This is a genomic window from Rhodovibrio sodomensis (genome assembly GCF_016583645.1).
GTDB classification, from domain to species: domain Bacteria; phylum Pseudomonadota; class Alphaproteobacteria; order Kiloniellales; family Rhodovibrionaceae; genus Rhodovibrio; species Rhodovibrio sodomensis.
Window position 1 is genome coordinate 1 of sequence record NZ_NRRL01000130.1, and the last position, 12,399, is coordinate 12,399.

The 12,399-nt window shown below is 74.7% G+C and carries 11 protein-coding genes; 7 read left to right on the top strand and 4 right to left on the bottom strand.

The window, feature by feature from the left end; translation table 11 throughout:
* Window positions 1-213 precede the first annotated feature (213 nt).
* Both CKO28_RS23800 and CKO28_RS23805 read left to right on the top strand, forming a co-directional pair.
* A complete protein-coding gene (locus CKO28_RS23800) occupies window positions 214-1,593 on the top strand; it encodes an ActS/PrrB/RegB family redox-sensitive histidine kinase (protein ID WP_242480781.1) in 1,380 nt (459 codons plus the stop codon).
* Entirely contained in the window at window positions 1,590-2,213 is a 624-nt protein-coding gene (locus CKO28_RS23805; protein WP_242480782.1) for an ActR/PrrA/RegA family redox response regulator transcription factor, read from the top strand. Before CKO28_RS23800 ends, CKO28_RS23805 begins: the two co-directional genes overlap by 4 nt.
* A 36-nt stretch (window positions 2,214-2,249) precedes the next feature.
* Here CKO28_RS23805 and CKO28_RS23810 read toward each other — a convergent pair whose 3' ends face one another.
* The 3 genes from CKO28_RS23810 to CKO28_RS23820 are packed head-to-tail and all read right to left on the bottom strand — an operon-like array spanning window position 2,250 to window position 3,502.
* A complete protein-coding gene (locus CKO28_RS23810) occupies window positions 2,250-2,573 on the bottom strand; it encodes a hypothetical protein (RefSeq protein ID WP_200343387.1) in 324 nt (107 codons plus the stop codon).
* A 27-nt stretch (window positions 2,574-2,600) separates the two neighbouring features.
* Entirely contained in the window at window positions 2,601-3,020 is a 420-nt protein-coding gene (locus CKO28_RS23815) for a hypothetical protein (RefSeq protein WP_200343388.1), read from the bottom strand.
* Window positions 3,017-3,502: a PAS domain-containing protein gene (locus tag CKO28_RS23820; RefSeq protein ID WP_200343389.1), complete on the bottom strand. Its 486-nt coding sequence runs from the start codon at window positions 3,500-3,502 to the stop codon at window positions 3,017-3,019. Before CKO28_RS23820 ends, CKO28_RS23815 begins: the two co-directional genes overlap by 4 nt.
* Window positions 3,503-3,788: 286 nt before the next feature.
* Here CKO28_RS23820 and CKO28_RS23825 point away from each other — a divergent pair, with 286 nt between their 5' ends.
* Entirely contained in the window at window positions 3,789-4,295 is a 507-nt protein-coding gene (locus tag CKO28_RS23825) for a hypothetical protein (protein ID WP_200343390.1), read from the top strand.
* Window positions 4,296-4,333: 38 nt separating this feature from the next.
* Window positions 4,334-6,637: a polysaccharide biosynthesis tyrosine autokinase gene (locus CKO28_RS23830; protein ID WP_200343391.1), complete on the top strand. Its 2,304-nt coding sequence runs from the start codon at window positions 4,334-4,336 to the stop codon at window positions 6,635-6,637.
* Between the two features lie 478 nt (window positions 6,638-7,115).
* Here CKO28_RS23830 and CKO28_RS23835 read toward each other — a convergent pair whose 3' ends face one another.
* Window positions 7,116-8,393 carry an O-antigen ligase family protein gene (locus CKO28_RS23835; RefSeq protein WP_200343392.1) on the bottom strand — a complete coding sequence of 426 codons (1,278 nt, stop codon included), beginning with the start codon at window positions 8,391-8,393 and terminating at the stop codon, window positions 7,116-7,118.
* Between the two features lie 104 nt (window positions 8,394-8,497).
* Here CKO28_RS23835 and CKO28_RS23840 point away from each other — a divergent pair, with 104 nt between their 5' ends.
* The 3 genes from CKO28_RS23840 to CKO28_RS23850 are packed head-to-tail and all read left to right on the top strand — an operon-like array spanning window position 8,498 to window position 12,275.
* Window positions 8,498-9,790 (top strand): glycosyltransferase family 4 protein, encoded by a 1,293-nt coding sequence (locus tag CKO28_RS23840; protein WP_200343393.1) that lies wholly within the window; start codon window positions 8,498-8,500, stop codon window positions 9,788-9,790.
* Window positions 9,787-11,160, top strand: a complete 1,374-nt coding sequence (locus CKO28_RS23845) for a hypothetical protein (protein WP_200343394.1) — start codon at window positions 9,787-9,789, stop codon at window positions 11,158-11,160. Before CKO28_RS23840 ends, CKO28_RS23845 begins: the two co-directional genes overlap by 4 nt.
* The gene (locus CKO28_RS23850; protein WP_200343395.1) at window positions 11,157-12,275 is read left to right on the top strand and encodes a glycosyltransferase; all 1,119 of its coding nucleotides are present in this window, start codon (window positions 11,157-11,159) and stop codon (window positions 12,273-12,275) included. Before CKO28_RS23845 ends, CKO28_RS23850 begins: the two co-directional genes overlap by 4 nt.
* The last annotated feature ends 124 nt before the right edge of the window (window positions 12,276-12,399 follow it).

Sequence of the window (12,399 nt, forward strand, 5' to 3'; positions counted from 1 at the left end):
GGCGACGGCGGCGGGGGCGGGCTGGGCGATCATACCGCGCAATATGGCGCGGGCTGCGGGATCGGGCCAGGGCCCTTCCTCTGGCAAGGCTAATCCGATCGGCCGGCCTTGGGGCATGTCCGTGCTGCAACGCACACTTGACGTGTAAGGCTTGGCGTAAGCGACCCGACACGCCATTGTCGCGGGGCCATGACAGCCGATGCGGAACCCAGCTTGAAGCGCGGCTTGCGCACCCTGACCCCGACAGCGAGCGCGATTGCCGACGGCGGGCGCGTGCGGCTGCGCACGCTCAACCTGATCCGCTGGATCGCGGTCGGCGGGCAGACGGCGGCGCTTGCGATCGTCTACGTCGGTCTGGAATACCCGTTGCCGATCGTGCCCGCCGGGCTGCTCGTGCTGGCCTCGGTGGCGGTCAACCTGCAGGCCGCCTGGTCGCACCGCGGCGCGCCCTGGCTGACCGACCGCGGGGCGGCGGTCTATCTGGCGGTCGACCTGGTCCAGTTGAGCGCGCTCCTGGCGCTCACCGGCGGCCTCGCCAACCCGTTCGCGCTGTTGATCCTGGCACCTGTCACGGTGTCGGCGAGCGTGCTGTCGCGCACCAGCACGCTGGCGCTCGCCGGGCTCGCGATCCTGTCGGCGAGCGTGCTGTCGCTCGTGCACGCGCCGCTGCCCTGGGGCAACGGCGGGCTCGACCTGCCTGACCTCTACATCGGGGGCATCTGGGCGGCGCTGGTGCTGGCGGTCGGATTCATCGCCGCCTACGTGTTCTCGCTCGCCGCCGAGGCCCAGCGGATGTCCGACGCGCTCTCGGCGACCCAGATGGCGCTGGCGCGCGAGCAGCGCCTGTCCGCCCTGGGCGGGCTCGCCGCCGCGGCGGCGCACGAACTGGGCAGCCCGCTGGGGACGATCGCCGTGGTGGCGCGCGAGATCCGCGGCGAGGTGCCCGAGGGCAGCGATCTGCAGGAGGACGCCGAACTGCTGCTGCAGGAAAGCCAGCGCTGCCGGGACATCCTGGCCCGGCTGGCAGCGCAGCCGGAAGGCGACCGGGGCGACGCATCGTTCTGGGATCTGCCGCTGTCCGCGCTGGCGCAGTCGGCCGCCCAGCCGTTCGAGCGCGATGACATCGCGCTCGAGGTGAACACCGCGCCGCGCGATAGCACCCGCCAGCCCACCCTGCAGCGCAAGCCGGAGATCCTGCACGCGATCGGCACGCTGGTGCAGAACGCGATGGGCTTCGCCGCAAGCCGCGTCATCCTGGAGGCGCGCTGGGACTCGCGCACGGCGGAACTCGCCATCCTGGACGATGGCCCTGGCTTCGATCCGCAAATACTCCCATATATCGGGGAGCCGTACCTGTCGACGCGGCGTCGGGACTCGGGCGGCGAGAACATGGGACTGGGCATCTTCATCGCGCGCACGCTGCTGGCGCGCACCGGCGCTGACGTGCTGTTCGACAACCGCCCGGAAGGCGGTGCGCAGGCGATCGTCCGCTGGCCGCGCGCGCGGCTGGAAGAAGCCGCACCGGTCGGAGGCGGGGCGACCACGCGGCTCGGATACGACCCCGGACGGCAAGATGAAAGGGTAACGCCATGACCGATCGGATGGACCTCAAGGGTCAGAACGTGGACGGCGTGCAGGCGCCCGGTGCCGGGGCCACGGCGTCCGGCGGTCCGGATGAGTCGGCCGACCTGGGCCGGCTGCTGCTGGTCGACGACGACGAGCGCTTCCTGACCCGTCTCAGCCGGGCGATGGCGAAGCGGGGCTTCGAGGTCTCCACCGCAACCAGCGTGGAGGACGGCATCAAGATTGCCGATGAGACCGATCCGGACTACGCCCTCGTGGATTTGCGGCTGGAGGACGGCAACGGCCTGGAGGTCGTGCAGCAGATCCGGGAGCACCGTCCGGAATGTCGGGTCGTGGTGCTGACCGGCTACGGCAATATCACGACCGCGGTCGCGGCGGTGAAGGCCGGGGCGGTGGATTACCTGTCGAAGCCGGCCGACGCCGATCAGATCGCGTCCGCCCTGCTGGCCCAGGGGGAGGACCTGCCCGAGCCGCCGGACAACCCGATGAGCGCGGACCGCGTGCGCTGGGAGCACATCCAGCGGGTCTACGAGCAGTGCGACCGGAACGTCTCCGAGACCGCGCGGCGCCTGCGCATGCACCGCCGGACCCTGCAGCGCATCCTTAGCAAGTACGCCCCGCGCGACTGATCTAACCAAGTCCGGTCGGACCCGGGCGGTGTCGGGCTAACGCGGTTTGACGTCGATCTGCAGGACCAGGGTGTCGTTGTGCCTGTGCAGGGATTTCTGGCCCTGCTTGGGGATCGGGACCTGGACCTTGCGGCAGTAGGCGATCAGCGCGGCCGCCATCTCCAGCGCGGTGAAATGCATCGGGGGTTTGACGTCCTCGAACTGAACGCGGGCGCTCACGCCCTCGTCGCTCTCGACGTCGTACGCTATCCCGGTGACCTTGCCGTCCGGCATGGTGCGCTGCTGTTCCTGGGCGAACCGCCGCAGGGCATCCTCCACCTCCGTCGGGGCGAAGCGGATCAGTCGGCGTTCACTCGGCATGGATCGTTCCCGGGCGACAGACGCGGTCTACGCCCCGGCGTAGTGGTTGATCGCCCAGATCGCCGCGAACCCGAGGGCGAACAGCAGCACCGCCTTGAGCGCGATCATCGTCAGCGCCGGGCTGGAACTTTCCGGCTTGCCGGGCTTGGCGGCGGCTTCCGTGCGCGCGCTCCGGGTCGCCTGGACCTCGCGGCGGGTGTCCGCGCGTTCCTTGAGCGCGCTCTCGTTGTGCTGGTCGACCGTGCTGGAGCGGTAGACGGTGCGCGACTTGTAGCCGCCGGTCGCCGGATCGAACCGCTCCTCGACCACGCGGACGGCCGGGAAGCGGCGCGCCTCCTCCATCCGGTGGGCTTCGGAGAGCGCCAGGTCGCGGTCGTCGAAGAAGCCCTGGATCTTCCAGCGTCCGCTTGAAAAGCTGTGCAACTCGTAGGCGATATCGGTGCTCATGCGCCGGCCTGCTCTTCGGCGCCCAAGGCCGGCTCCGCGCCGACCGGACGGCCGTTGGCCGCGCCCAGCAGATGGTCGATCGTCGACCCGTCGTTGGACAGCGGCAGCAGGATCGACCGGAACAGCGTCTTGCCGTCGGCAAGCACCGCTTCGCCCCCCAGGCTGACCGGCACGCCCTTGTCCAGCGTCTGCTGCACGAACCCGGCGGCGTGATGGAGCAGGGCCGTCTCGGGCACCTGACGCAGCGTCGCCGGGACGCCGTCCGGCAGGTCGCTCAACAGTCCGTCGCCGACCGACAGGACCCGGCTGTCCCCGACCCTGGTTCTGCCCAGGCGCAGCAGAAAGCACTGCGCCCAGTCGTCGCCGATCGTCGAAGCGTCGATGTCGTCGGCGCGCGGGTAGTCGCGGTCGCCGCGCAGGTCGTCCCAATACGCCAGCAGGCGCAGGACAAGCCGGCGCTCTTCCGGCCGGTACACATTCATGCTGGACAGCTCTCCCGTCGCCCGTCGGTGGCCTGAGGAGCGGTACGATGCGTCAGTTTGTTTAACAAGGCGTAAAGCCCCGGCCCTTGAACGCCCGGTGCGGTCCAGCTGAACCCGGCGGCTTGCCTGACCCGCCCGCCGCTTTTGCGTGTAATGCCCCAGAAACGACACTCGGTCAGGTAGTAAACTCAAGCGGGAGACCGGTTTCGGATTGCAATCGACAGGTGTTTCCTCGTAGTCTCCGAAGGTTGAAAACGAATAAGCAAGATCGCGCTGAGAGATGTTGTTGTCCGACAGCTTCCGACCAAGTGTCCGCCGCCTGCGCGGCCGGCTTGCGCTGACGCTGGTCGCGTTGACCTGCGCGGGGCCGCACGGACCGGCCCGTGCACAGGCGGCGCCGGCGCTGCCGGTCGCTGTCGCGCGGCTGGTCGATGCGCAGCTGGTCGATCTGGGCACGCCGGCATTCGTGGACGGGCTGGCCGGCCTGCTGGTCGTCCACGCCGGACGCGACCCGGACCGGGCCGGTGCGATCGGCCGACGCGTGCTGGCACGGGCGCCGGACGCCGACGGTCAGGTCGCTCGGGCGCTGGCGCTCGCCGGCTTCGACCCGGCGACGGCCGGCCTGCGCGGCGCCCCGCCGGGATCGCCGGAACGCGCCGTACCCGACTTGGTCCGGGCTTTACCCGGGGCCGCGCTGGACGGGCCCAGTGCCGACAGCACAGAGCCGAGTTTCTCGGGTCAGCGGACCGTGCGTCCCGGAACCGCCGATCTGGCGACGCCGCAATTGCGCTAGCCGTGGGGCGTCCGCGCGCTTTTGGAGTGACGCTGGCGATGCATGGAAACCTCCAGCTGCTGCCGCCGCCCGGCCCGGACGCCGCCGGCGCCCCGCGGTCCGGTCTGCCCGGCCCGGAGCCCGACGGCACCGAGGTGGCGCAGCTGCTGGGCATGCTGTGGCGCCAACGCGCGCTGATCTGCCTGGTGACGCTGCTGGGCACGGCCGCGGTCATGGCGGTCGTCTTGCGTCTGCCGCCGAGCTACCGGGCCGAAGCGGTCTTGATGTTCGCGCCGGTTCCGGTTCAGGCGGACCCGACGACCGCCGGCTCGCCGGCCGAACAGCTGGGCGATCTCCGCCATCTGGCAAGCGAGATCGAACGGATCCGGGCGCGCGGCCTCTTGAGCCGCGTGGTGGAGGCGGCGGGCCTGCTCTACGACCCGGCGTTCAACCCGGTTCTGGCGCGCCCGCCGGGGCCGCTCGAACGGCTCGGCCTGCGCGCTCCGCCGGCGCCGGACACGCTGCGGCTCAGCCGACAGCGGGCGGCCACGCTGGCGGTCTTGCGGGACCGGCTGACGGTCCGCCCGATCGGGCGGTCGCGCGCGCTGTCGCTGGCCGTTCGGGCCCCGGACGCCGAGGCCGCGGCGCGCGTCGCGAACGCGGTCGCGTCGGTCTATCTGGCTGAGGCGCGCGCGCGCGAGCAACGCGACCGGGCGGCCGCGACCGGCTGGCTCGACCGGCGGGTGGGGGAGCTGCGCCGGCGTGTCCAGGCCGCCGAGGCGGCGGTCGCGGACTTTCGGATCGAGTCCGGGCTGGCGGAGCGCGGGCCCGGGACGATGGCGACCCGCGAGCGTGTCGGCGAACTGACCCGGGCGCTGGCCCAGGCACGGGTGGACGCCGCGGCCGCCCGGGCGCGGCTGCAGCGGGTCAGCGCCGCGACGCCCGAGCCAGGGCCGCCCGAGGATGCCGCGCCGGGGGCCGCTGCGGCGGAAAGCGCGTCGGGCAGGGCGGAACCGGCGGGCGCACCGGAGCCTAGGATCGCCGAAAGCCTCGGCGGGCTGCTGACCTCGCAGATGCTGAACGGGCTGCGTCAACAGGCGATGGAACTGGCGCGCGCCCGGACCCAGCTGGCCACCCGCTACGGCCCGCGCCATCCGCGCCTGCGCGAAGCCAACGCCGAGCTGCTCGACGTGCGGCTGCTGATCGACGACGAGATGTCCCGGATCGCCGAGCGGCTGCGCCAGGACGCGGCGCTGGCGCGCGCACGCGCGGCGGCGCTGGAGGCACAGCTGCAGCAGGTCAACGCCGAAACCGGCGCGCTCGGCCGCGCGCAGGTCAAGCTGGCGCAGCTGGAACGGGAGGCAGCGGCGGAACGGGCGCTGTTCGACACCTTCCTGGCCCGGCTGAAGGCAACGCGAATCGCCGCCGGGTCGCCGGGCCAACCAGCCGAGCTGATCGCCCGCGCGCACCCGCCGCACCAGCCGGCGGCGCCCAACCGTCCGCTGCTGGCGGGATTCGGCGTACTCGCCGCGGCCGCCGCGGCGGTCGCGCTCGCCGGGCTGCGCGAAGCGCTCGACCGCGGCGTGCGCGGGGCGGAGCAGTTGGAACGTCTGGCCGGTCTGCGGGTGCTGGCGACGGTGCCGCGCGCCCGGCGCGATCCGGCCGGCCGGGTCCTGGCGCAACCGGCGGGCGCGCTGGCGGAAGCGCTGCGCGGGTTCTACACCGCCGTGTTGATGGCCGGGATCGACCGCCCGCCGCGCACCCTGCTGGTGACCTCCGCCTTGCCGGGGGAGGGCAAGACCGCGCTCGCCTGTGCGCTGGCCCGGGTGCTGGCGCGCGCGGGCAGCCGGGTCCTGCTGATCGACGCCGACGTCCGCTACCCACGGGTGGCCCGCACGCTGGGCGTGCCGGCGGTCCCGGGCCTGAGCGACCTGCTGACCCGGCAGTGCACGATGGCTGAGGCGCTGCACCGGGACCCGGCCCCCGGGCTCGACGGACGGCTCGCGGTGCTGCCGGCCGGGCGCGCGGGCGATCCGGGCCGGCTGCTGGAGTCCGACCGGCTGGGCGGTCTGATCGCGGATCTGGGCGGCGAGTTCGATCTGGTGCTGGTCGATGCGCCGCCGGTGCTCGCGGTCGCGGACCCGCGCACGCTGGCGGCCCGGGCCGATGCCACCGTGCTGGCCGTGCGCTGGGCGCGGACGCCGCGGGCCAGCGTGCGCCGCGCGGTCACGCTGCTGCGCGAGACCGGGGCGGAGCTGGCGGGCGCGGCGCTGGTCCAGGTCGATCCGCGTCAGCACGCCCGCGAGGCCAGCGGCGCCGGCCGCTGGCTCGGGCGCCGGGGGTCCTACTATGCCGGCGCGTAGCGGCGCGCGCCGCTACGCGCACGGTGTGGCTGGCGCGGCCGTTCTGCTGCTGGGGGCCGGCTGGCTCTGGCTGGCCCTGCCGGTGGCCGGCGCCGCGTTGGTCCGCCTGCCGGGCGACGCCGTGCTGCGCGATCTGCGGGCGGGCGCGCCGGTCGACCCGGCGGACCTGCGCCGCTTGGCCGAAAGCCGCCGCGCGGCGGCCCGGTGGCGCGACGATCCCCGCGACGGGGCCGATCTGGCGTTGGCGAACCTGCTGCTGGCGGAGCGCGCGGATCCCGGTGCTTGGGGGCGGCTGCGCGCGGCGGAACGGTCGCTGACCTCCGCGCTGGGCGCGGCACCGGCCGATCCCTACGCGTGGACCCGGCTTGCGCTGGTGCGCTGGCGGCTGGGCCGGCCCGACCCGGCCGTGCGGGCGGCGCTTGACGCGGCCAGCCGGGCGGGCCGCGGACCCGGCGGCTGCAGCCGGTTCAACGCGCCCTTACCGCGCGGCTGGCCGGGGCGGCGGATGGCTGAGCCGGCCGCGCGACAGGCCCAGGCCGACCAGCAGGCCGGCGGTCGCAGCCACGCCCGGTACCTGCGGGCCCGGATCGACCGCGCCTTGCAGCACGACCGCGGCGAGCGCCGGCAGCGCTGCCAGCACGGCCGGGCTGTCTGCCGGCCTGCGCCGCAAGGCGACCGCCGTACCCAGCAGCGCCGCGAACACGGCGAGCGCGCCCGGCACGCCGGCTTCCGCCGCCCATTCCAGCGCCACGCTGTGCGCGCTGACCACCGGTTGCGCGGCGGCTGGGATCGGGTACAGCTCGTAAAGCTGCGGAAAGCTGCCCAGGCCGTGGCCGCGCCAGGGCCGCTCGGCGATCGCGGCGAGGCTGGCCTGCCAGACCGCCAGACGATGTTCCAGATCGGCCGGCAGCTCGGCCAGCCGCCCGTCCAGACCGGTCGCGACCGCGCCCAGGCCGGCGACCGCGAGCAGCGCGCCGGCCCAGGCGGCCGCCTGCCGGCGGTCCAGCCAGCGGCCGCGCACGGCAAGCGCAAGCAGCAGCAGATGCGCCGCCACCGCGGCGGCAAGTCCCGCACGCGACTGGCTGGCGACGAGCGCCCATCCCATGATCGCCCAGGCGGCCACGGTCGGCAGGCCGGACGCGCGCGCGTCCAGGGTCAGCGCGTGCGCGGCGGCGGCCAGCATGGCGAGCGTCAGGTAGGCCGCGAACGCCCCGCGCGCCACGAACGGCCCGGTCGGCGTGGCATGGAACGGGCCGGCCAGCCACAGCACCTGGTCCAACGCCAGGGCGTGGGCCGCCAGCCCGTGGGCCGCGACCCCGGCGCCGGCGAGCGCCAGCGCGGCCAGGGCTGGGCGCACCGGCCTGCCGGCCCAGGCCTGCGCCGCGAGCCAAGCCACGGCGGCGGGCACCGCGACCCGCACCACGGCGTCCCGCGCCTCCGCCCGGTGCAGCACCGGGGTCGCCAGCAGGGCCGCCGGATCGCCCAGCGCGTCGGCGAGCGCCAGGCGCAGCGGATGGACCGGCGCCTGCGCGGTCAATTGCCAGAGCGCGAGCCCGGCGAGCAGTGCCAGCGGCACGCCGGTCCAGCCCGGCACGGGCCATGGCTGCGCGTGTGCGGCGCCCGCGATCGACAGGGCGCCCTGCACCATCGCCAGGCCGGCGAGCAGGCATGCCAGGCTCGCCCAGGCCCAAGCGGGCGCCGCGCCCAGGGCGACCGGGGCCAGCAGCACGAGGGCCAGGATGGCAGGGCGCAGCACGGCCGCCTCTCTCACAGCGCGGATACGATCGCGGGCAGTTTAGCGCATAAAATCCCCGACCGCGCGTATCCGGTGCGTCGGGTGCGGCGGCGGAGCGCGTCGTGATGCGCGTGGGCGTATTCCATCCAGGCGCGCAGAACAGCTGGCAGCGCGCGTTGGCGGCGCAGGAAGCGGGCGCGCTCGCCTGGTACCTGTCGAGCGTGCAGGTGCTCTCCGACGGGCCGGCGATGCAGCTGGCCCGGGCGCTGCCCGGTGCCCTGGGGCGCGGGCTGGCGCGCGAGCTCGGCCGGCGGTGCTGTCCCGCGCTCGATCCCGCGTTGCTGCGTCGGGCGGGGATCAGCGAACTGGTCGAGATCGCGCTGCGCCGGCTCGGCCGCGCACGCGCGGGGGCGGCCGTGAACCGCTGGGGCAACGCCGGCTTCGCCCGGCACGTGATCGCCCGGGCGATGGCCGAGCCGGTCGACCTGCTGTGGACCCACAACGACAGCGCGCTCGAGAGCTTCCGGTGGGCGAACGCGCGCGGCATCCGCTGCGTGCTCGACCAGTCGATCGGGCATCCGGCCGCGCTGGCCGACGTTCTGGCCCGGGACCGCGCCCGCTATCCCGCGCTTTACCGCAACGCCCCGCCGTTACCCGACGCGCGTGCGTTGGAGCGCGCGGACCGGGAGCTGGAGCGCGCCGATATGGTGCTGGTTGGCTCCCCGTTCGCGCGCGACACCCTGACCGCGCGCGGGCTGCGCGCCGACAAGATCCGCCTGCTCGCCTATGGCTCGGACGAGACGATCTGGGGCGCGCCGCGGTCGCGCCCGCCGCGCGCCGGCCGGCCGCTGGAGGTGCTGTTCGCTGGGACGGTGCAGCCGCGCAAAGGGGTGGGCGCGCTGATCGAGGCGTTTGCCGAGATCGATCCGCGCTGTGCCCGGCTGACCCTGCTGGGCCGCCTGGATGTGCCGCGCGCCGCGCTCGCCCCGCTCGCGGGGCGGGCGGTGCACCGGCCGCCGGTGCCGCGCCGGGAGGTCGCGCGGGCGATGGCCCGGGCCGACGTTTTGGTCCTGCCCAGCCTGTTCGAGGGCAGCGCCGTGGTGGCGTACGAGGCGCAGGCCGCCGGACTGGCGCTGATCCAGTCGGCGCATACCGGCCTGGTGGTCCGGCCCGGCGTCACCGGATTGCTGTTGCCCGAGGTCTCCGCCGCCGCGATCCGCGACGCGGTCCGACAGCTGGCCGACGATCCCGGACGCCTGGCCGGCATGCAGGCCGCGGCGGCGGCGACGCCTCCACGCCGCTGGGCGGACTACCGCGCCGACGCGCGCGCTCTGCTCGGGCTCGGGCTCGGGCTCGGGCCTGGGCCCGGGCTGGGGGTGCCGCGGCCGGACCCGCAACGCCGGGATGTGGCGGCGTGATCGCGCTCGGCCTGTCGCTTCAGGTCGCGGTGTTCTGCGCGGTCGCGGCGGCCTTCCTGGCGCATCGCGGGGCGAGCGCGTTCCATCCGCTGCTGTATTACCTGCTGTTCCACCTGTTGGCGTTCGTGGTGCGGCCGCTGCTGGTCCACCTGGCCGGGTTCGACGGACAGTGGCGCTACATGGGCTTCACCCCGACCCCCGACGTCTTCGTCCGCACCCTCGCGGTGGCGAGCGTCGCGCTGGTCTGCTTCGCCGCGGCCAGCCTGCTCGCCGGGGCCGCGCGGCCCGGGTTCGCCGACCGGCCATGGCGCTTCGACCGCTTGGACCGGCGGGCGTTCGCGTGGGTCGCGGCCCTGCTGCTGCCGGTCGCGCTCTATGGTGCGGTCCTCGACCTGCAGCTGTTCGGCCGGCACGCGGCGCGCTCCGGCGATTTGACGGGCGCGCCCGGCATGCTGCGCGACGCCGCGACTGGCTTCACCGTGTTCGCCGGCACCACGGCCTACCTGGTCAAGGCGCACAACCTGCTGGCGCCGCTGTCGGTGCTCTGCGTGGTCGCCGCGCGCTTCCGCTGGTGGGCGTACGTGCCGTTCCTGCTGTTCGTCGGCTACCGGCTGTACCTGGGCAGCCGCTGGGGCGTGGTGCTGGCGCTGGTGATGCTCCTGCTGCTGCAGCTGGCCCGCGCCGGCCGGCGGTGGCCGCGGCTGAAGGCGGCCGCGGCGGTGCTGCCGGTGATCGCGCTGTTCACCTGGGTCGGGCTGGATCGCGACGCGCTGCGGACGCTGGGCGTCGAAGGGCGTACGCACGCCCCGATCGCGCGGACGTACGCCCCGCCGCGCCACCTCATGGATACGCCCGATTTCGCCAACTTCGACTACCTCGCGTTCATCGTCGACCGGGTACCTGCGTACACCGGCACGTACAGCCAGTTCACCCAGCATCTGGAGCTGTTCACGCGCCCGGTGCCGCGCATGCTGTGGCCGGACAAACCGGTCGGCTCGCCGATCCGGCTGTTCAACCTGAACGATCACGGCCGCTTCCACGGCCGCACCCGGTCGCTCCCCGGCGACGGCTGGATGAGCCTGGGCTGGCCGGGGGTCGTGCTGACGCTGGCCGCGGCGGGGGCGCTGTTGGGGCTGGCGCACCGCTGGCTGTGGCGGCCCGGACGCAGCCTGTACGCCTGGCTCGCCTACGCCGCCTTCCTGCCGGCCACGATCCAGCTGTTCCGCGACGGGGCGCTGGTGTCGCTGGCGCGGTTCGGCATGTGGATGCTGCTGCCGGTGCTGGCCTGCTGGGCGCTTGCGACCGTGTTCCGGCGGCTGTCGCCCGCCCGCTTTGAGCAGGACGGCCGGAGGGCGGAGGCGTTCCCGTGAGCCGCGCCCGGCTGGCGTTCGTGTGGGCGCAGTTCGCCCCGTACCACCTGGACCGGCTGGACGCGCTCGCGGGCGCCGGCTTCGCGGTGACCGGCATCGCGCTTGCCGGGGCGAGCCGGCGCTACCCGTGGCCGCCCGCCCCCGAGAGCCGGTCGTGGGACCACCGCACGCTTGCGCCCGCGACCCCGCTGGAGGCGCTGTCCGAACGGGCGCGGACCCGGGCGTTGCTGGGCGCCCTTGCCGCGGTCCGGCCGCGGGTCCTGTTCCTGTGCAACTGGCCGCGCCCGCACGTGCTCGCGGCGGCTTGTTGGGCGCGCCGGGCGGGCGTGCCGGCGGTGGTGATGTGCGACAGCTGGGCGCCCGAGGCGGCCCCGGACGCCTGGCCGCGCCGGGTGGCCAAGCGCGCGCTGCTGGCGCCGTACCGGGGCGGCCTGGCGGCGGCCGGCCGGGCAGCCGGCTACCTTGCGAGGCTGGGCGTCCCGGCGGGCGCGATCGCGTACGGCTACGACCGGATCTCGGTCGCCCGTGTACGGGCGCTCGCCAACTCGACGCCGTGGACCGGCGGGCCGGCACCCGGCTTCGTGGTGGTGGCGCGGCTGGCGCCGGAGAAGAACGTCGCCGGCGCGCTCGACGCCTATGTCCGCTACCGACGCTTCTGTACGGCGAGCGGGCACGCGCCGGCCGGGCTCACGATCCTGGGCGACGGACCGCTGCGCGCGCCGTTGACGGCCCAGGCGCGCGGCATCCCGGGCGTGCGCTTCGCCGGGTTCGTCGGGCCCGACGTGGTCGCCGCAACGCTCGCCCGCGCCGAGGCGCTGCTGCTGGCGAGCTGGCGAGAGCCCTGGGGGCTCGCGGTGAACGAGGCGGTTGCCCTCGGCGTGCCGGTGCTGGCGTCGACCGCCGTCGGCGCGACGGAGACGCTGGTCCAGGACGGCCGCAGCGGGTACCTGCTGGCGCCAGGCGACGCGCACGCCTGGGCGCGGGCGATGCACCGCCTGAGCGCTGAGCCGGCCACGCGCGCCCGGCTCGCCGACGGCGCGGCGCGTCTGGCGCCAAGGGCGGACGTCGGCGGCTTCGTCGACGGCGTCGGCTGGTTGAGCGAGCGCCTGGCGTGAGCCCGCCGCGCGTCCTCTCGGTGATCCACGCCCCGCACCTGGGCGGGCCGCAGCGCCGCAACCTCGCGCTCGCCCAAGCCTTCGCGGCGGACGGGCGGGCCACGCTCACCGTCGCCCTGCCGGA